This window comes from Nocardia violaceofusca NBRC 14427, from assembly GCF_963869435.1.
GTDB lineage: Bacteria > Actinomycetota > Actinomycetes > Mycobacteriales > Mycobacteriaceae > Nocardia > Nocardia aobensis.
Genome location: NZ_CAWMPM010000005.1, coordinates 140,495 through 161,148, shown reverse-complemented (window position 1 = coordinate 161,148; position 20,654 = coordinate 140,495). Strand labels below are relative to the sequence as shown.

General features: G+C 67.1%; 12 protein-coding genes. All 12 read left to right on the top strand.

Annotation, left to right across the window (positions count from 1 at the left end; genetic code table 11):
- On the top strand, window positions 1-1,959 hold the full coding sequence (locus AC5592_RS05380; RefSeq protein ID WP_063063600.1) for an arabinofuranosyltransferase AftB family protein: 1,959 nt from the start codon (window positions 1-3) through the stop codon (window positions 1,957-1,959).
- 282 nt (window positions 1,960-2,241) lie between these two features.
- Window positions 2,242-3,252, top strand: a complete 1,011-nt coding sequence (locus tag AC5592_RS05375) for an alpha/beta hydrolase (RefSeq protein WP_036497017.1) — start codon at window positions 2,242-2,244, stop codon at window positions 3,250-3,252.
- A gap of 362 nt (window positions 3,253-3,614) precedes the next feature.
- Window positions 3,615-4,625 (top strand): alpha/beta hydrolase, encoded by a 1,011-nt coding sequence (locus tag AC5592_RS05370; protein WP_036497018.1) that lies wholly within the window; start codon window positions 3,615-3,617, stop codon window positions 4,623-4,625.
- Between the two features lie 491 nt (window positions 4,626-5,116).
- Window positions 5,117-6,046, top strand: coding sequence for an alpha/beta hydrolase (locus tag AC5592_RS05365; protein WP_036497019.1), 930 nt, complete (start codon window positions 5,117-5,119; stop codon window positions 6,044-6,046).
- 233 nt (window positions 6,047-6,279) lie between these two features.
- Window positions 6,280-8,088: an alpha/beta hydrolase-fold protein gene (locus AC5592_RS05360; RefSeq protein ID WP_063063599.1), complete on the top strand. Its 1,809-nt coding sequence runs from the start codon at window positions 6,280-6,282 to the stop codon at window positions 8,086-8,088.
- Window positions 8,089-8,231: 143 nt separating this feature from the next.
- Complete coding sequence (locus AC5592_RS05355; RefSeq protein WP_051024088.1) at window positions 8,232-8,780, top strand: DUF732 domain-containing protein; 549 nt, start codon at window positions 8,232-8,234, stop codon at window positions 8,778-8,780.
- Window positions 8,777-9,769: a cutinase family protein gene (locus tag AC5592_RS05350; RefSeq protein WP_051024089.1), complete on the top strand. Its 993-nt coding sequence runs from the start codon at window positions 8,777-8,779 to the stop codon at window positions 9,767-9,769. The genes AC5592_RS05355 and AC5592_RS05350 overlap by 4 nt, the downstream gene beginning before the upstream one ends.
- A gap of 138 nt (window positions 9,770-9,907) precedes the next feature.
- The gene (locus AC5592_RS05345) at window positions 9,908-10,942 is read left to right on the top strand and encodes an LLM class F420-dependent oxidoreductase (RefSeq protein ID WP_036497022.1); all 1,035 of its coding nucleotides are present in this window, start codon (window positions 9,908-9,910) and stop codon (window positions 10,940-10,942) included.
- A 242-nt stretch (window positions 10,943-11,184) separates the two neighbouring features.
- Complete coding sequence (fadD32, locus tag AC5592_RS05340; RefSeq protein WP_036497023.1) at window positions 11,185-13,107, top strand: long-chain-fatty-acid--AMP ligase FadD32; 1,923 nt, start codon at window positions 11,185-11,187, stop codon at window positions 13,105-13,107.
- Between the two features lie 244 nt (window positions 13,108-13,351).
- Window positions 13,352-18,673 carry a polyketide synthase Pks13 gene (gene pks13, locus AC5592_RS05335; RefSeq protein WP_084506356.1) on the top strand — a complete coding sequence of 1,774 codons (5,322 nt, stop codon included), beginning with the start codon at window positions 13,352-13,354 and terminating at the stop codon, window positions 18,671-18,673.
- Window positions 18,670-20,214 carry an acyl-CoA carboxylase subunit beta gene (locus AC5592_RS05330; protein WP_036497025.1) on the top strand — a complete coding sequence of 515 codons (1,545 nt, stop codon included), beginning with the start codon at window positions 18,670-18,672 and terminating at the stop codon, window positions 20,212-20,214. The genes pks13 and AC5592_RS05330 overlap by 4 nt, the downstream gene beginning before the upstream one ends.
- A gap of 173 nt (window positions 20,215-20,387) precedes the next feature.
- On the top strand, window positions 20,388-20,588 hold the full coding sequence (locus AC5592_RS05325; protein WP_036497026.1) for a DUF5988 family protein: 201 nt from the start codon (window positions 20,388-20,390) through the stop codon (window positions 20,586-20,588).
- Window positions 20,589-20,654 lie beyond the last annotated feature (66 nt).

Below are 20,654 nucleotides of genomic sequence, written 5' to 3'. Positions count from 1 at the left end.
ATGCTGGTAGCGGGAGACGAACACGGGGAGGGGGCAGACGCGGAGTCGTCCGATCGCGCACTACAGCGCGACGGCGATGCCGCGCGCCGCTTTTCGGTGCTCTCCCGCACGGTATTCGTCGGTGGGGTGCTCGTCACCGTCGCGTTGTTCGGTATCGGCGCCTGGCAACGGCGCTGGATCGCCGACGACGGCCTGATCGTCCTGCGCACCGTGCGCAATCTGCTGGCCGGAAACGGCCCGGTCTTCAATGCCGGCGAGCGGGTGGAGACCAACACCAGCGCGGCCTGGACCTATGTGATCTGGTTCTTCAGCTGGATCAGCGACGCCCGGCTCGAATACGTCGGTCTGGCTGTCGCGCTGACCCTTTCGCTGCTGGCCGTCGTCTTCGCCATGGTGGGTTCGGCGCGGTTGTGGCGCCCGTTCACCGCCACCGCGCCGACGCTGCTGCTGCCCGCCGGTGCGCTGGTCTACATCGCCGTGCCGCCGGCTCGCGACTACGCCACCTCGGGCCTGGAGAACTGCCTGGTCATCTTCTGGCTCGGCGTGCTGTGGTGGTTGCTGCTGCGCTGGAGTCAGGACGAGAAGCCCGGCCTGGCACAACTTCTCGTGGCCGGCTTCTGGGCCGGTCTGTGCTGGGTGGTCCGGCCGGAGATGACCGTCATCGGCGGTCTGGCCCTGCTCATGCTGTTCTTCGCGCCGGTGCCGCGTACCCGGTTGCGCCCGCTGCTGATTCGCGCGCTGCTGGTGGCGGTCGCCGGCGCGGTGCCGGTCGGTTATCAGATCTGGCGCATGGGCTATTACGGCCTGCCCTATCCGAACACCGCGGTGGCCAAGGAGGCCGGCGGTGCGAAATGGGGTCAGGGCCTGAAATATCTGTGGGATCTGATCGGCCCCTACTACCTGTGGATTCCGCTGCTGATCCTCGTCGTGGTGGCCGCGGTGCTGCTGCGCGGCAGGCGCCACCGGACGACGGGCGCCACCGTTGCCGCCGATGCCGGGCGATGGGTCCGGCTGCGGCGGTGGCTGCGCTCCCCGGCCGCGGTGGTGACCCTGATGGTCGGCGGCGGCCTGCTGCTCGTGCTGTTCAACATGCGGGTCGGCGGCGACTTCATGCACGGCCGCATGCTGCTGCCGCAGCTGTTCTGCCTGCTGTTGCCGGTGTCGGTGCTGCCGGTCCGGTTGCCGGTCGGCGAACGTTCGGCCTGGCTGCGGTGGTCGTTCGCCCTGCCGCTGATCGCCTGGGTGGGGACGGTCGGCTGGGCGCTGTTCGCGGCCAACACGACCGCGGACACCTCGGGCGGGCAGATCAGCGCCTCGGGCATCGTGGACGAGCGGATCTACTACGTCCTCAACAGTGGGCACGACCATCCGGTACTGGCCGAGGACTATCTGGACTACCCGCGCATGCGGGCGATGCTGCAGGACATCGCCGCCACGCCGGACGGCGGACTGTTGATCAACTCGCCGTCGTTCATGATGTGGTACGTCGCGCCGCCGCCGCTGCCGATTCCGCCAGGCGGGTACGGGCACACCGTCTACTTCCTCAACCTGGGCATGACCAGCATGAACGTCCCGTTGAGCGTGCGCGTCATCGACCAGGAGGGCTTGGCCTATCCGCTGGCCGCCCACACCGACCGGCTGGCCGACGGACGTATCGGGCACGACAAGAACCTGTATCCCGACTGGGTGGTCGTCGATACCGGTATGGTCGACCAGCATCCGTGGATGCCGTGGTTCCTCGACGAGAAGTGGGTACGCCAGGCGCGGACCGCGCTGTCGTGCCCGGCCACCCAGGACCTGCTGGCCTCCTATCGAGCGCCGCTGACCTGGGATCGGTTCAAGCACAACGTCATCCAGTCGCTGCATTTCGCGAAGTACCGCATCGACCGGGTGCCCAAATACGAGATCCAGCGTTGCCACTTGGTGGACCCGACGACACCGCCTCCGGTGCCGAACTAGACCGCCGACGGCAACGAAGAAGTCGTGTATTAGTCTCGGTTTGATAACGCCGACGTATCGATTTCACGATACGCTCGGTGACGGACGTCCGTCGGGGGCGCATCTCCGCATGCGCACGGGTGATCATTCGCAGAGAAGAACAGCGGTCGGACGGGCCGCGCTACGGGAAAGGCCGGACAGGGTATGCGAGGCGTGACTGTGCGATGGGTGCAGCAGAGACGTCGGAGACGGTCGCAGCAGCCGTCGGCGCCTCATCGAACCGGATGGCTCAAGCGGTCCGCGGTGGGCGTTGCCTTGGCGACGTTGCTGCCGTTCGGGGTGTCGGTGGCAGAGGCCGGACATGCCGCCGCGGCGTTCAATCCGACGGGTATCGACTTCTGGGTCGATTCGTCGATGGGCCCGATCAAGTCGCGCATCTTCCGTGCGGCCGACGGCAACACCGGACGGGTGGTGTACGCCCTCGACGGTATGCGCGCCCAAGGCGACATCAGCGGCTGGGAGAAGGAAACCAACATCATCCCGGCGTTGGTCAACGCCAACATCAACGTGGTGATGCCGGTCGGCGGTCCGTCGAGCTTCTACGCCGACTGGAACGCGCCGAGCAACTTCTTCGGCATCGATACCGGCTCGGTCGGCTCGTCCGGCTCGGCCTCGACCGGCTCCGCGATGACCGGTTCCTCGAACTACAACGAGACGCTGGGCAAGGTCAACACCTACAAGTGGGAAAGCTTCCTGACCCAGGATCTGCCCAACGCCCTGGGCGCGCGGATGGGCTTCAGCTCGCACCGCAACGGCGTCTTCGGCCTGTCGATGGGTGGTAGCGCCGCCCTGACACTGGCCGCGTACCACCCGGACCAGTTCAGCTACGCCGGCTCGTTCTCGGGCTACCTGAACATCTCGGCGCCGGGTATGCGTGAGGCCATGCGCGTGGCGATGCTGAGCGCCGGTGGGTACAACATCGACGCGATGGCACCGCCGTGGGGCCCGCAGTGGTTGCGGATGGATCCGTTCGTGTTCGCACCGCGGTTGAAGGCCAACAACACTCGACTGTGGGTCGCGGCCGGCAGCGGCATTCCGTCGGCGCAGGACGCGGTCGCCCCGCTCGACATCATCCAGGGATCGCCGCTGGAGGCCTTGGCGCTGGCCAACACCCGCGCCTTCCAGGTTCGCATGATGACCCTGGGCGCCGGCAACGTCACCTACGACTTCCCGAATGTGGGTGTGCACAACTGGCACAACTGGGAGGACGAGGTCTACCGGATGCTCCCGGATATGTCGGCCAATATCGGCTGATCTCAGCACGACTCGCAGCCCCTCAGCACGACTCGCAGCCCCGCAGCGGACTTCCGCTGCGGGGCTGCGTCGTATCCGACCTGTGCCGCAGATCACCTTTCGGACTATTTCCGTGTTGAATCATTTGGTCGCGCTACCGGATCACCGATACTCGATTGGTATCGAAGAACCCTCAGTACAGCGGCGAGTGCCTTCGCCGGAACGCTTGTGTCTGTGTTGTCCGGAATGAGCGGTGGCTCGTGCGGTGTGGGATCGGGTGCGACCGCCGCTTCAGGTGAAAGGTCGTGTCGATGCGATTTGCGCACAGGAAGCCGTCACTCGGAGGTAGGTCCGGTTCGTGGCTCAGGCGCTCGGCGTTGGGCATGGCATTGGCCCTGTTGCTGCCGCTGGGAGTTTCGGTTCTCGGCAACGGCGCGAGCGCGTCGGCGGCATTCGACCCGTCGGGGTTCGACTTCTGGGTGGATTCGCCGGTCATGGGTGCGGTCAAGTCCCGGGTTTTCCGGGCGAAGGACGGCAACACCGATCGTGTGGTCTACGCGCTCGACGGTTTGCGGGCGCCGCAGACGCTCAACGGCTGGGAGATCGAGACCAATGTCGCCCAGGTCCTGACCGATTGGAATATCAACGTCGTGATGCCGGTCGGCGGCCAATCCAGTTTCTACGCGGACTGGAATGCGCCCAGCTCGTTCTTCGGCGTCCCGCCGGGCAATTTCGGTTCGGTCAACACCGGATCCGGTGCGACCGAGACATTCCTGGGCGGGCCGGGGAAGGACTATCGCTACGACTGGGAGACGTTCCTGACCGTTCAGTTGCGCAGTGCCCTGCGGGATCGGCTCGGCTTCCGGGGTAGTCGCAACGGCGCCTTCGGATTGTCGATGGGCGGTAGCGCCGCGTTGACGCTGGCGGCGTATCACCCGGACCAGTTCAGCTTCGCCGGATCGTTCTCGGGTTATCTGAACAATTCCGCCCCCGGTATGCGCGAGGCGATTCGGATGGCGATGATCGACGCCGGTGGTTACAACGTCGATTCGATGGCTCCGCCGTGGGGCCCGCAGTGGCTGCGGATGGACCCCTTCGTCTTCGCTCCCCGCTTGATCGCCGACAACACCCGGCTCTGGATCGCCGCCGGCAGCGGTGTGCCGTCTCAGGAGGACTTGGGCCTGCCCCTACCGGCGGCGGCCGACCACATCATGCGCGGTGCGCCGCTGGAGGTGCTGGCCTTGGCGAATACCCGTGCCTTCCAGGTACGGATGATGACGCTGGGCGCGACCAACGTGGTGTATTCGTTCCCGAATGTCGGTGTGCACGACTGGTTCAACTGGCAGGCAGAGGTATACCGGATGATTCCGGACCTTTCGGCGAATATCGGCTGAACATCCTCCACCCACGGGCCCCGGCCGAAACCGCCGGGGCCCGTGGCATGTTGGGCGTTTCCTGGTGAAATTCACCGGCGCACTAGTTGATTCGTCATTTCACACTGTCATTTCCGTGCGGACGCGATAGGGTCACTGCACGATTACGAATGGCGCACGGGCGGATTTCAGCCACCCGGCGGGGTCCGTGTTGCTAACGATTGGGCGGTCGAATATCGTCCAGCGAGCGCAAGTGTGACCGTTCGTAGCCGCGGCGTCGCTCATGTCGAAAGGTCGGGTTCGACGTGAGCGCAGATCATGCCGTCGCTGACGGAAGTGGTCGTGGCGCGGCGACAACAGCAGACAGCAGCAGAAAGAGAGCAGTATCCATGCGTTTCGGCAGGTCGGCCGCGCCGGTTTCGCATTCGGCGCTCGCGCCGGAGTCAGCCCCCAGAGGGCGGCGAGGCGCTCAGCGTGGTTGGCGCACACGTCTTCTCGCTGCGGGTGCCGCGATGGCACTCCCGATCGCGGCGGGCATCATGGCTCCGGCCGCCATCGCCGCTCCCGTTCACGCACCCGTGCATCAGACACCCGCGGGCGGCTACGACGAACTGATGGTTCCGTCGAGCATGGGCCCCATCAAGGTGCAGGTGCAGTGGGCGCGCAACGGCGGTAACGCCGCCCTGCTGCTGCTGGACGGCCTGCGTGCTCGCGACGACCGCAACGCGTGGTCGTTCGAGACCAACGCGCAGCAGATGTTCGGCAACGACAACGTCACCCTGGTGATGCCGGTGGGTGGCCAGTCCAGCTGGTACGCCGACTGGCAGGGCCCGAGCAACACCAACGGCCAGAAGTTCACCTACAAGTGGGAAACCTTCCTTACCAAGGAACTTCCGGACTTCCTCAGCAATTACGGCGTGGAGCGGACCAACTACGCGGTCGCCGGTCTGTCGATGAGTGGTCCGGCGGCGTTGCGCCTGGCGGCATTCCACCGCGACCAGTTCAAGTACGCGGCCTCCTTCTCGGGCCCGCTGAACTGGAACGCCCCGGGTATGCGCGAGGCGATTCGCGTGATGATGCTCGATGCCGGCCGTTTCAACGTCGACTCGATGGCCGCGCCGTGGAGCCCGCAGTGGCTGCGTTCGGACCCGATGGTGTTCGCGCCGCAGCTGCGTGGTCTGCCGATGTACATCTCGGCCGCCAGTGGTCTGCCGGGTCAGTACGACCACCCGAACGGCCTCGTCGGTGCGTTCAATACCGGTAACGCCATGGGCATCGAGTTGATCTCGATGGTCAGCACCCACTCGTTCAAGGCGCGACTGGACTCGCTGGGCATCCCGGCCGCCTACGACTTCCCGCCCACCGGCACCCACGCCTGGCTCTACTGGCAGGACGAGCTGGCCAAGGCTCGTACGGGCATCCTGGCCGCACTGAACGCCTGATCAAGGGCCGCAACAGCAACTGAACTCGGCGCCGCGCAGATCCGATCTGCGCGGCGCCGATGTGTTGCGGGCGGTCCCAGGTTGCCTTGTGCGCTGCCATTTCTCAGGTTTGCTGTCCGCGCGTCCTACCGCCTCGAGCGGCCTCGGCGCGGTACAACACTCCTGTGGCAGGTGTGGTTTCCGGTAGCCGGGGGACGCTGCGTCGCGGCCGTTGGGGCAGGCGACGGCTCGCGATGCTGGCCGCCGCCGTCGTCGTGCCGATCGCCTCCGGGATCGCCGTCGCACCGCTCCCGGCATTCGCCGAACCCGCCGCGGTGCCGGCCCCGGCCGGGGCGACCGTCGAGAAGGTCGTCTGGCTGACCGAGCGTCGCGTCGCGTTGTGGGTGAACTCGCCGTCCATGGGTGCGCCGGTCCAGGTGCAACTGCTGCTGGCCCGGGACTGGAATTCCCGTCCGGACGCGCGATTCCCGCTGCTGTTCATGCTCGACGGCCTGCGTGCCGAGGACGACGAGAGCGGCTGGACCAAGGATGCCGGCGCCGTCGACTTCTACGCGGACAAGAACGTCACCGTGGTGCTGCCGATCGGCGGTCAGTCGAGCTTCTATTCCGACTGGGTGCAGCAGGACAACGGCAAGAACTACAAGTGGGAAACCTTCCTGACCAAGGAACTGCCGCCCCTGCTGGAGAACCAGTGGCGCGCCACCGATGCGCATGGGGTGGAGGGGCTTTCGATGGGCGGTACGGCCGCGATGTTCCTGGCCGGGCGCAACCCCGGCTGGGTGAAGTACGCGGCCTCCTATTCGGGTTTCCTGACCACCACGAGTGTCGGTATGCCCCAGGCGATCATGTTCGCGATGCGCGACGCCGGCGGATTCGACGCCAACGCCATGTGGGGGCCGCCGACGAATGCCGAGTGGTCCGAGCACGATCCGTATCAGCTGGCGCCCAAGCTCAAGGGCGTCAGCATGTACGTCTCCGCCGGCAGCGGCACCACGGGCGCCTACGACAAGCCTTCCGACATCCCGGGCATCAGCACCAATTACGCGGGGATGGGCCTGGAGATGCTGTCCCGGTTGACCAGTCAGAACTTCGTCGACAAGCTGAACAAGCTGTCGATTCCGGTACAGGCCAATTACCGCCCCTCCGGCACACATTCGTGGCCGTACTGGGATTTCGAAATGCGGCAGTCGTGGCCACAGGCCGCGGCCGCGCTCGGCGTGGAGGCCGACAAACCGGCGTGCGCGGTGAACGGCGCGGTCGCCGCGGCCGTGCAGATCGACAAGTGGCTGGGTGATTGCGTCACCGGCGAATACCAGGTGACCAACGGCAGCGCGCAGGACTTCAAGGGTGGCCGGATGTTCTGGTCGCAGGCCACCGGCGCCCATGCCGTGGCGGGAGCGATCGGCGGGACCTATCAGGCGACGGCCGGCCCGGGTGGCCCACTGGGCCTGCCCACCTCCGCCGAACAGCCGCTGCCGGACGGTCAGGGCCGCTTCCAGACCTTCCAGGGCGGTTCGGTCTATTGGACGCCGCAGACCGGCGCCCAGGTGATCCGCGGGGCGATTCTGGCCGAATGGGAGCGGCAGGGCTTCGAACGCGGCCCCGCCGGCTATCCGACCGGGCCGGAGGTTAGGACGCCGAACAAGGACGGCGTGGTGCAGGGCTTCCAGGGCGGGCCGATGTACTTCAGCGACAAGACCGGGGCGCACCGGGTGCAGGGCTTGATTCTCGGCAAGTACGCGCAGATGGGCTTCGAGAACAGCTGGCTCGGTTTCCCGGCGGCCGAGGAGCAGCCGACCAAGGATCTGGGCCGCTACAGCAAATTCGAGGGCGGCAACATCTACTGGAGTCCGCTCTCCGGGGCGTGGGCCGTGCGCAACGGCCCGATGATGGACGCGTGGGGCCAGCAGGGCTTCGAGAACGGCAAGCTCGGCTATCCGATCAGTGACGAGTTCCCGGTGCCCGGCGGCGTCCAGCAGAATTTCCAGACCGGATTCGTCGTCGTGCGCGACGGCAAACCCCCCGAGGTGCACGGGGCCTAGGGCGATAAATCACCTTTAAGTGGTTGATGAGGGTTCCGGCCATGGGATCCCTGTCCGCGCCGGTTGCCGTTAACCTGGAGCGCGACCTGCTAGGCCTTGGAACAAGCTCTAGCCTTTAGCGAACTAGATCGAGGACACGATTCATGCTTCGGACCCGCCCGGTCGGAGAACGGTACATCGCTGGTGGCAAGGTCGCCGGCATCGTGGTCGCGCTGGCGGCCACCGGATTACTGGCCGCCTGCGGCGGTAACGATTCCACGGCGTCGAGCACGCCCACCTTGAAGCCGTCCCATACGACCGCCACGGTCGCGCCCGCGCAGAGTGCGCCGAGCAGCGCGCAGGCGGCGCCCGAGCCCACTCAGGAACAGGCCCCGGTCACCAGCACCGCGAACGAGCGTCCGGAGCCGGCGCAGCCGAACTCGGGCGACACCACGCAGTTGTCGGCGAAGGATCAGGCCTATCTGGACGAGTTGAAGAAGCGCGGGGTGAATCCGTCCAGCCCGGACATCGCGATCACCGCGGCCAACTACGTCTGCCAGAGCAAGGCGAGCGGCGCCTCCGATCAGGAGGTCAAGACGTTCGTGAACGCGATGGCGGGCACCGACCCGTCCTTCGATCCGCAGAAGATGTCGGTTGAACAGGCGGGCCAGATCTACATCGACGTCGCGACCCAGTCCTACTGCAACAAGTGAACGCGCGACGTCGTTCCGGATATGCCGGGGGCGGTCGCGGCCGCAACCGGCGGCCGGGTTGTCTGCTGTTCGTGCTGATCGCGGTCCTGGTGGCGATCGTGGCGCTGGTGCTGTGGTTCGTGCTCGCGGGCCGGTTGCACGTCCCGAAGCCGGGACCGCCCAAACCGGGTGCACCCAGCAGCCAGCCGGCGTCCTGCCCGGATGTGCAGTTACTGGCGATTCCCGGCACCTGGGAGTCGAACAGCAACGACGATCCGCACGATCCGTCGGCCAATCCGGCGTCGTTGATGCTGCATGTGACCAACCCCGTGCGGCAGCAGTTCCCGGAGTCCCGGCTCGACGTCTACACCGTTCCCTACGTCGCGCAATTCTCGAATCCGATCGCGATTCCGCCGGACGGCCAGTCGTCCTACAACAACAGCCGGTCCGAGGGCACCCAGCGTGCGCTGGCGGAGCTGACCGATATGTCGAAGAACTGCCCGCTCACCAACTATGTGATCGCCGGATTCTCCCAGGGCGCAGTGATCGCCGGTGATATCGCGGCTCAGATCGGCGCCGGGCAGGGTCCGGTCGCCGCCGACCGGGTGCTCGGCGTCACGCTGATCGCCGACGGCCGTCGCGTGAACGGTCCCGGGCAGCCCGGTGAGATCGGGGTTTCCCCGCCCGGCGTGGGCGCGGAGGTCGCGTTGAAGGGCCTGTCGGTTCCGGGCATCACGATGACCGGTCCGCGCGGCGGGTTCGGTGCGCTGGCCGGGCGCACGAACACCATCTGCGCTCCCGGGGATCTGATCTGCGATGCCCCGCCGCAGGCGCTGAATCCGCTGAATATCGTGCCCAGCCTGATGACCCTGGTGCATGCCGTCGGCAATCCGGTGCACAGTCTCTACAACACCTTCCAGGTGGACGATCAGGGCACCACCGCCACCCAGTGGGCGACCGCCTGGGCCGAGGGTCTGATCAAGGACGCCCCCCACCCGCCGCACAGCTGACGACCAGCGGTGACCGGGGTCGCCGGAGGTCCCGGAAAAAAAGTAAACCCGAGGGTCACTCAGATTTTGGTGAAGGCTGTAAAGTGCAGCGATGATCGCGCCACAGCGCACATCCGCACAGCCAGGAGCAGAGAGTTCATGACAGAAGCCGCCGCCGCCGGCGCGACCAGCGGTGTCGAGATGACAGCGCTGGGTGTTCCGGCGCGCGCGTTCCGATTCGCTGCTGCAGGTGAGGGAAATCAGCAGGAGGGCGGTGCGCGGAAATTCGTCAAGCTCGCCCAGCAGGCCGAGGAATACGGATACGACTCCTTCGCGATTCCGGACCACCTCGGACCCCAGGTCGGGCCGATCGCCGCACTCGGCGCGCTCGCCGTGGCCACCGACCGTATCCGGATCGGAACCTCGGTGCTGGCCAACGGTTTCCGGCATCCGGTGGTGCTGGCCAAGGATGCCGCGACGATCGACGTGCTCTCGCGCGGACGGCTCGAACTCGGTGTCGGCGCGGGCTGGATCAAGAGCGAATTCGACGCCGCCGGTCTGCCCTACGAATCGCCGGGCGTGCGGTTGGAGAAGCTGGACGAGGCGCTGACCATTCTGGATGTGCTCCTGCGCGGGCAGGAATGCCATTTCGAGGGCAAGCACTATCAGGTGCGTGGCATCAAAGGCACGCCGCGGCCGCGGCAGGGTCCCCGCCCGCCGCTGGTGACCGGTGGTGGCGGCCCCAAGATGTTGCGGCTGGCCGCCAAGCACGCCGACATCATCTCGGTGGTGCCGCGCACGACCAAGACCGGTAAGGGCCTGCTGTCGGGAATCACCCTCGAGAAGACCATCGAGAAGGTGAATCTCATCAAGGAGGCCGCCGGGGACCGGTTCCCCGAGATCGAACTCAACTGGACCGTCACCGCCGTCGTGATCACCGACGATCGCGAGCGCACGGCCGAGATGGCGTTGGCCGCCCTCGACAAGGGTTTGCACCCGGATCTCGAGGTCGACGTCCAGCTGTCGGTGGAAGACATCCTGAATTCGCCCTATGTGGCCATCGGCACATTCGAGGAGATCGCCGAGCAGATCCGTAACGTGCGGCGATTGACATCGATGTCCTATGTCGGAGTGTTTCCGACCCAGATGGATGCTTTCGCACCGGTGATCCCCTTGCTGCGAGAGGAGCCGTAGCGAGCCGCCACCGTGCAAGCCGGGGAATCGTTCGGCTCGCTCCGGAGACCGCTTCGGGGCCTGCTCTGTAACATGTCCCTGGCTCGAGTACATCTAGCCGATAGGTGGTCACCGCGCAGACCACCGGAAAAAGCTGCAGGCAAGCTCTCGCACCACAGAGCGGCCGCGGGTGAAAGAGAGTCGGGGCCTCACAGGTAACAGCGGCCATGTCGCCGTGCTGCGTGTGCCTCGGAGGAGAAGGAATGACGGACGAGACTTTCGACGATTACCTGGACGAAACCGGGAACATCAGAATTCCCGAGGGCCGCACCCTGGTCGATTACGTCGAGAAGCACACCCGCAACGATGCGAACGATCTTGCGTATCGCTATATCGACTACTCCCGCGAGCGCGACGGGGAGTACCAGGACCTGACCTGGAAGGAATTCGGCGTCCGGCTGCGCGCGGTGGCCGCTCGCCTGCAACAGGTGACCAAGCCGGGCGACCGGGTGGCGATTCTGGCGCCGCAGGGCCTGGACTATGTGATCTCCTTCTTCGCCGCCATCTACGCCGGCACCATCGCCGTGCCGCTGTTCGATCCGGACGAGCCGGGCCACACCGACCGGCTGCACGCCGTACTGGGCGACTGCAAGCCGTCGGCGATTCTGACGGCCAGCTCCTCGGCCGCCGGCGTGCGCCAGTTCTTCCGGCCGCTGCCGGCCGCGCAGCGTCCGCGCATCATCGCCGTCGACGCGGTGCCCGACACCCTCGGCGAGTCCTGGGTGCGGCCGGATCTGGCCGTCGACGACATCGCCTACCTGCAGTACACCTCGGGTTCGACCCGGACCCCGGCCGGTGTGGAGATCACCCACCGCGCGGTCGGCACCAACCTGCTGCAGATGGTCAACGCCATCAACCTGGACTGGAATTCGCGCGGTGTCACCTGGCTGCCGCTGTACCACGACATGGGCCTGCTGTGCGTGATCCTGCCGGCCATCGGCGGCAAGTACATCACCATCATGTCGCCGAGCGCCTTCGTCCGGCGTCCGGGCCGCTGGATCTCCGAGCTCGCCGCGGTGTCCGACGGCGCCGGCACCTTCGCCGCCGCGCCGAACTTCGCCTTCGAGCACGCCGCGGCGCGCGGTCTGCCGAAGAACGGCGAAACGCTGGATCTGTCGAACGTGATCGGCCTGATCAACGGCAGTGAGCCGGTGACCACCTCGTCGATGAAGAAGTTCAACGAGGCCTTCGCCCCCTACGGGCTGCCGAAGACCGCGATCAAGCCCTGCTACGGCATGGCCGAGGCGACGCTGTTCGTCTCCGCGACGCGGGCCGAGGACGAGGCCAAGGTCATCTACGTCGACCGCAACGAGCTCAACGCCGGACGTGTGGTGAAGGTCGACCAGGGCGCGCCGAACGCCATCGCGCAGGTGAGCTGTGGCTATATCGCGCTGTCGCAGTGGGCCGCGATCGTCGACCCGGAATCGATCGACGACCCCGAGGGCGCGCAGGAGCTGCCCGAGGGCCGCGTCGGCGAAATCTGGTTGCACGGCAACAACATCGGCATCGGCTACTGGGGTCGCGAGGAGGAAACTCGCAAGACCTTCAAGAACCTGCTGACCAACCGCCAAGCCGAGGGCTCGCACGCCGCGGGCACCCCCGACGACGCGATCTGGCTGCGCACCGGTGATTACGGCGTCTACGTCGATGGCGAGTTGTACATCACCGGCCGCGTCAAGGACCTGGTGATCGTCGACGGCCGCAATCACTACCCGCAGGACCTCGAGTTCTCCGCGCAGGAGGCCAGCAAGATGCTGCGCCCGGGCTTCATCGCGGCGTTCTCGGTGCCGGCCAATCAGCTGCCGGCCGAGGTCTTCGCCGCCGACAGCCACGCCGGTCTGAAGTACGACGCCGACGATGCCTCCGAGCAGTTGGTGATCGTGGCCGAGCGGGGGCCGGGCGCGCACAAGGCCGATCCGCAGCCGATCGCCGACGCGGTGCGCGGTGCGCTGTCGCAGCGGCACGGCGTGACCGTGCGCGATGTGCTGCTGGTGCCCGCGGGTTCGATTCCGCGGACCTCGAGCGGCAAGCTGGCGCGCCGGGCGTGCCGGGCCGCGTATCTGGAGGGCACTCTGCGCGGTGGCTATCAGCAGCAGGCCTTCCCCGACGCACCGGACGAAGAGTAAGTCGTGCTCCCGGTGATTTCCCACCGTGCCGAGATCGGGGTTTCTCGTCGCCCCGGCCGGTCCGTTGGTCGCTGTGACGTGCCCGTTCGACGGGCCGACCGGCAGCCGGCGGCGGTGCGGAACTCGCCGGGGGACGTGCGCTGCGTGGCGAGTTGTCCACAACCCGCCACTTATCCACATGACGGCGAATCGGCTGTCAATCCCCGCCCGCGCAACATTCGCACACAGGTAGCTTGAGGAATTGATGGCTGACAACGAGGGCACCCAGACGACGGCAACCACCGGCGACGCGAACGCCGAGGTGGAGCAGACAACTGCGACCGAACAGAGTGTGACCGAGCCGGGCGGTGCGGCGAAATCCGGCGGCACCGATATGTCGGTGGCCGAGCTGCGCGAGTGGCTGCAGCGCTGGGTCGCCGACGCCACCGGCCAGCCGGTGGAGCAGATCACGGTCGACCGGCCGATGGAGGAATTCGGCCTGGCCTCGCGTGACGCCATCGCCCTGGGCGGTGATATCGAAGAGCTCACCGGCGTACTGCTGAACGCGACGATCGTGTATCAGCATCCGACGATCGCGGCGCTCGCCGAGCGGATCATCAACGGTGAGCCGGAGACGCCGGAGGAGGCGGCGGACGATGCCTTCTACACCGCCGGATATCAGCCGGGGGCGGCGCACGATATCGCCATCGTCGGTCTCTCCACGCGCCTGCCCGGCGCCGGCGATACGCCGGAGACGACCTGGGACTTCCTGATCAACCGGGGTGACGGCATCCGGGACCTGCCCGAGGGCCGGTGGTCGGAATTCCTGGCCGATCCGGATATCGCGGCGGCCGTCGAGAAGGGCAATACCCTCGGCGGCTACCTCGACCAGGACGTGATCAAGGGCTTCGACGCGGAATTCTTCGCGATGTCGCCCGTCGAGGTCGAGCGCGTCGATCCGCAGCAGCGGCTCATGATGGAGCTGACCTGGGAAGCGTTGGAGCACGCGCGAATTCCGGCGAATACCCTCAAGGGCGAATCCGTCGGCGTGTTCATCGGTACCTCGACCAACGATTTCTCGTTGCTCGCCGCGTTGGGACTGGGCAAGTCGGACGCCGACGCGCCGGCCTCGGCCGACGCCTACGCCCTCACCGGCGGCTCCACCGCGATCGTGGCCAACCGGGTGTCGTACTTTTACGACTTCCGCGGTCCCTCGGTGGCCGTGGACACCGCATGCTCGTCGACCCTGGTGGCGGTGCACGACGCGGTGCGCGCACTGCGCAACGGCGACGCCGACGTGGCGCTGGCCGGTGGTGTGAACATGCTGCTGGCCCCCGCGATCACCCTCGGATTCGATTCCATCGGTGCGGTCGCGAAAGACGGCCACATCAAAGCGTTCTCGTCCGATGCGGACGGCATGGTCCGCAGTGAGGGCGCCGGCATGGTGGTGCTCAAGCGCCTGGCCGACGCCGAGCGCGACGGGGACCGCATTCTCGCGGTCGTGAAGGGCACTGCCGTTAATTCCGATGGTCGTTCCAACGGATTGCCGGCGCCGAATCCCGAGGCGCAGGTCGATGTGCTGCGCCGCGCGTACCGGGATGCGGGTATCGCGCCCTCGACCGTCGACTACATCGAGGCACACGGCACCGGTACCCCGATCGGCGATCCGATCGAGGCCGACGCGCTCGGCCGGGTGATCGGCCGTGGGCGCGAAGACGACAAGCCGGCGCTGCTGGGTTCGGCGAAGACCAACTTCGGACATCTCGAATCCGGTGCCGGCGCCGCCGCCCTCGCCAAGGTGATTCTGGCGTTGCAGCACAACGTCATTCCGCCGAATATCGGCTACGCGGGGCCGAGTCCCTTCATCCCGTTCGATCAGGCGCACCTGAAGGTCGTCGACGAGCCCACCGAATTTCCGCGCTACAGCGGTACCGCCACCATCGGCGTCTCCGGATTCGGATTCGGTGGCACCAACGCGCACGTGGTCATCCAGGAATACGTCCCGGCCGCTGCCGCCGCGCCGAAAGATGATGCCGCGCAGGGCGCTTCGGCCGACGCCGAGACACTCGACGCCGAACTCGACAACGAGGCAACCGATGTGCTCGCCGGTGCCGAGGCGATCGTCGAGGGCAGCGATCCGCTGGCCGCACCCGAGCCCGTCGCCGAGGTGGCCGAGTGGACGCAGGAACGCACCGAGCCGCTGCCGGTGATCCTGCCGGTGTCGGCCTATCTGCCGTCGCGTCGCCGCCGGGCCGCGAGCGACCTCGCCGACTGGCTGGAATCCGAAGCGGGACAGGCGACTCCGCTCGAGGATGTGGCGCGGTCGCTGGCCAAGCGCAACCACGGCCGTTCGCGCGGCGTGGTGCTGGCGAAGACCCACGAGGAGGCCGTGGCCGGATTGCGGGCCATCGCCGCCGGTAAGCCGGGGCCGGGCGTGTTCACCGCCGACTCCCCGGCCGCCCAGGGACCGATGTGGGTGCTGGCCGGATTCGGCTCGCACCACCGGAAGATGGGTAAGCAGCTCTACCTGGAGAATTCGATCTTCGCCCGGACCGTGGACGAGGTCGACGAGCTGGTTGTCGACGAGGCCGGATATTCGGTCAAGGAGATGATCCTCGACGACGCCCAGGACTGGGATGTGGGCACCTCGCAGGTCGGCGTATTCACGATCCAGCTCGGTCTCGCCGCGCTGCTGCGCGCGCACGGCGCCGAACCGCATGGCGTGGTGGGGCATTCGCAGGGTGAGGCGGCCGGTGCGTACATCTCCGGCGGTCTGCCGCTCGAGGACGCGGTGCGCGTGATCTGCGCGCGGTCGCGGCTGATGGGCGAGGGCGAACAGATGATCACCGACGACCAGGTGCGCAATATGGCCCTGGTCGAATACAGCGCCGAAGATATCGAGAAGGTGCTGCCGGAGTACCCGGATCTCGAGGTCGCGGTGTACGCCGCGCCGACCAACACCGTGATCGGCGGCCCGCCGGATCAGGTGCACGCGATCGTGGCGCGCGCCGAATCCGAGGGCAAATTCGCGCGGGTGCTGCAGACCCGCGGCGCCGGCCACACCTCGCAGATGGATCCGCTGCTGGGTGAGCTGGCCGCGGAGCTGGCCGGCATCGAGCCGACCAGGGTGACCACGGATCTCTACTCGACCGTGCACAAGGCGACCGTGTACAAGGCCGGTTCGGATCCGGTACACGATGTCGACTACTGGGTGACCAATATGCGCGGCTCGGTGTATTTCACCAACGCGATCCGTCGCGCGGTCGACGCGGGCATCACCACCTACCTGGAACTGGCGCCGAATTCCGTCGCGCTCATGCAGGTGATGGGTACGACCTTCGCCGCCGGTGTGCACAACGCGGCTCTGATCCCCACGCTCAAGCGCAAGGAGGACGAGGCCGCGGGGGTCATCTCCGCCCTGGCCCAGCTGTACGTGCAGGGCCACCACGTCGATCTGGTGTCGCTGCTGCCCGCCGGTGACTACGCCGACGTGCCGCGAACGGCTTTCCTGCGCAAGGAATACTGGCCCAAGGTCAGCATTGCGACGGGTTCGGGCAGTGGCCGCGTGCCCGGTGCGCACGTGGCGCTGCCCGACGGCCGCCACGCCTGGGAGGTGTCGGCCGCGGCCGTCACCGATCTGGCCGGTCTGGTGAACGCGGCTGCGGCGCAGGTGTTGTCGGAGGTGGCGCTGGGTGCGACCGTCGCGCACTCCCCGCTGCCGGCGTCGGGCACCCTGACCACGACGCTCACCCCGCATCCGGGGGGAGCCTCGGTCCAGGTGCACGTCCGCGAGGGCACTGCGTTCCGGCTGCTGTTCGATGCGGTGGTGACCGCGAGCGCGCCGTCCACCAACGGAACCCCGGCAGCCGCCATCCAGCCCGCTCCCGCTCCGGCCGAAACCGACAGCGGCACAGCAGATCTCGTCGTCGCCGAGAGTTTCGGCGACCGCTGGGATCCCAACGGTACGCAGACCGTCGAGGAACGACTGGCGACCATCGCCGCGGAATCCATGGGTTATGCCGTGGAGGATCTGCCGATGGAGATCCCGCTGATGGAGCTGGGGCTCGACTCGCTGATGGCGATGCGGATCAAGAACCGCGTCGAATACGAATTCGACATCCCCTCGCTGCAGGTCTCCGCGGTGCGCGATGCCAGCCTCAACGAGGTGGGCAAGGTGCTGCGCTACGCCATCGAACACCGCGACGAGGTCGCCGCGATGGCGGAAAAGCAAGCCGCCGATGGTGGTTCGCTCACCGTGGACGACAATTTCGTCGCCGCCGCGCGAGCCGCGATGGAGGCCGGGGAGGATCCGGCCGCGGCGGTGCAGCAGCAGGTGGCGGCCGCCGAGCCGAAACCGGCCGAGCCGGCCGCGGCTGCTCCCGCCGGAACCGCCGGTGCGGTGGCGGACGTGGCCGATGCGGATCGGAAGGCAAGCGCCGCGGCGGCCGTGTTCGGCGGCGGCCAGGGCACGGGCACCAAGGAACCGGAAGCCGATGTGCCCCCGCGTGATGCGGCCGAGCGGTTGACCTTCGCCGCGTGGGCGATGGTGACCGGCAAGTCGGCCGGTGGCATCTTCAACACCCTGCCGATCCTCGACGAGGACACCGCGGAGAAGCTGGCCGCGCGCCTGTCGGACCGGGTCGGCAGCACCGTCGACGTCGACGACGTGCTCGACTGCGAGACGATCGAACAGCTGTCGGATATCGTTCGCCGGCACCAGGATTCGGCCACCGAGGTCGAGGGCTTCATCCGCCCGCTGCGGCCGCGGCCCGAAGGCTCGACCGCGATCCCGATCTTCGTCTTCCACCCCTCGGGCGGTAACACGCTGGTGTACGAGCCGTTGCTCAAGCGGCTGCCGGAGGGCACGCCGATGTACGGCTTCGAGCGGATCGAGGGATCGATTCCCGAGCGGGCCCGCGAATACGCCACCGAAATCCGCAAGATCTTCCCCTCCGGCCCGTACGTTCTCTACGGCTGGTCGCTGGGTGCGGTGTTCGCACTGCAGGTCGCCCAGATCATGCGTGCCGAGGGCGACGACGTCCGGCTCGTCGGTCTGATCGACCTGGCGCTGCCGGTCGAGGACGAGGACCCGTCGCCGGAAGGCCGTCGCGCGCGGATCGAGCGATTCCAGGCGTTCGCGCAGAAGACCTACGGCATCGAGGGAGAGCTCGACGACGAGATGTTGCAGGAACTCGCGGACGCCTCCGACGAGCAGCAACTCGAAATCATCATGGGCCTGCTGAAATTCGCCGACGTGAAGATCCCTGGCGGCGTGATGGAACATCAGCGCACGTCCTGGCTCGACAGTCGCGATCTGCAGAAGGCGCAGCCGTCGCACTACGAGGGCGATGTGACGCTCTATCTCGCCGACCGCTATCACGACGGCATCATCGAGCTCGAGCCTCGTTTCGCCGATCGGCAACCGAACGGCGGATGGGATGGTTACATCCCCAACCTGGAAGTCATCCACATCCCGGGTGACCACCTCCAGATCATCGATGAACCGCGCGTCGCGCAGATCGGTGCCGACCTCACCCGGAAACTGGCCGCGATCTCCGACGATGCACCCGGGAAGGGAGAGCAGTGAGTACGACCGCCGAGAGGCTTGCCGACCTGCGGAAGAAGCTGGAACTCGCGCAGGAGCCGGCCGGCGAAGCGGGGGTGGCCAAGCGGGCCAAGAAGGGTATCCCCTCGCCGCGTGAGCGGATCAACATGCTGCTGGACCCGGGGACCTTCGTGGAAATCGGTGCGCTGGTACGCAATCCGGCGGACAAGAACTCCCTCTACAGCGACGGCGTGGTCACCGGCCACGGGTTGGTGGAGGGCCGCCCGGTGGCGGTGTTCTCCCACGATCAGACCGTGTACGGCGGCACGGTCGGCGAGATGTTCGGCCAGAAGGTCGCCTCGCTCATGCGCTTCGCCGCCAAGATGGGCTGCCCGCTGGTCGGCATCAACGACTCCGGTGGCGCGCGTGTGCAGGAGGCGGTGACCTCGCTGCGCTGGTACGGCGAGATGGCGATCGCCATGGAAGCCCTCTCGGGTGCGGTGCCGATGGTGTCGCTGATCCTCGGCAACTGTGCCGCGGGTGCGGTGTATCAGCCGATCTGCACCGATGTCGTCATCGCGACCGAATCCGCGCACATGTTCGTCACCGGCCCGCAGATCACGCGCGAGGCCACCGGTGAGGACGTGACCGCCGACGAACTGGGCGGCGCCTACCGGCAGGCCGACTGGGGCAATATCCACCACGTCGCCAAGGACGAGAAGGCGGCGTTCGAGTGGGCGCGCGAATATCTGAGCTTCCTGCCGTCGAGCTGCCAGGAGGAACCGCCGATCGTCAATCCGGGCCTCGAGCCCGAGATCACCGAAACCGATCTGGAACTGAACAGCTTCGTTCCGGACTCCGACAACGCCAGCTACGACATGCACGAGGTGTTGCTGCGGATCTTCGACGACGGCGGATTCCACGAGGTCGGGTCGGATATGGCCCGCAACATCATCACCGGATTCGCCCGGGTGGACGGCCGGTCGGTCGGCGTCGTCGCCAACCAGCCGATGTATCTGGCGGGTGCGCTCGACGCCAAAGCGTCGGACAAGGCCTCGCATTTCGTCCGAATGTGCGACGCGTTCGAGATTCCGCTGGTGCTGGTCGTGGATACGCCCGGCTTCATGCCCGGTTTGGAGCAGGAGAAGGCCGGCGTCATCAAGCGTGGTGGTCGCTTCCTGTTCTCCTTCGTGGAGGCGTCGGTGCCCAAGGTCACCGTCGTCGTGCGCAAGGCCTACGGCGGCGGTTGGGCGGTCATGGGGTCCAAGGCCCTGGGCGCGGATGTGTACTTCGCCTGGCCGACGGCCCGGATCGCCGTGATGGGTGCGGAGCAGGCGGTCGGCCTGGTCGGCCGGCGCCAGCTCGAGGCGGCGCCGGAGGATCAGCGCGAGGCCATCCGCAAACAGATGATCGACTTCTACAACGCGACCGCCGCCACCCCGTGGCCCGCGGCCGAGCGCGGCTACATCGATGCGGTCATCGAGCCCTCGGCGACCCGCCTGGAGATCCGCAAGGCCCTGACGCTGCTGCGCGACAAGCGCCTGCAGCGCAATCCGCGCAAACATCACCTGCTGCCGCTGTAGACCGGCACACGAGCACACGTCGCCACCCGTACCGGAGATCCGGACGGGTGGCGTTGTCGTGTTCGTCGGTGGCAACGAGCGGCACCTGCGGTTACGCCCGGTTGAACGCTGGGTAGCGCGTGTCTTTCGTGGAATCGCCCGGTCGGCGGGCCGCCATATGAGAGCCTTCAGCTATGGGTAGCTCACCGAAGGCTGTACTCGAGGGCGGGCCGGCCGACCTGCCGCACCGCATCGTTCCCATCACCCCACCCGGCATCGAATTACGCGTGCAGAACGCCGGTGGCTACGAACGTTTCAAATCCACACCACGCCGCCAGGACACCCCTGAAGGCAATCTCCCCGTCTACGAATGGATCGAACACGTCGACGTGTAGGGGGCAGGCAACCCCACATCGCCGCATACGACGACGGCGGGCGGCGCACGATATGTGCGCCGCCCG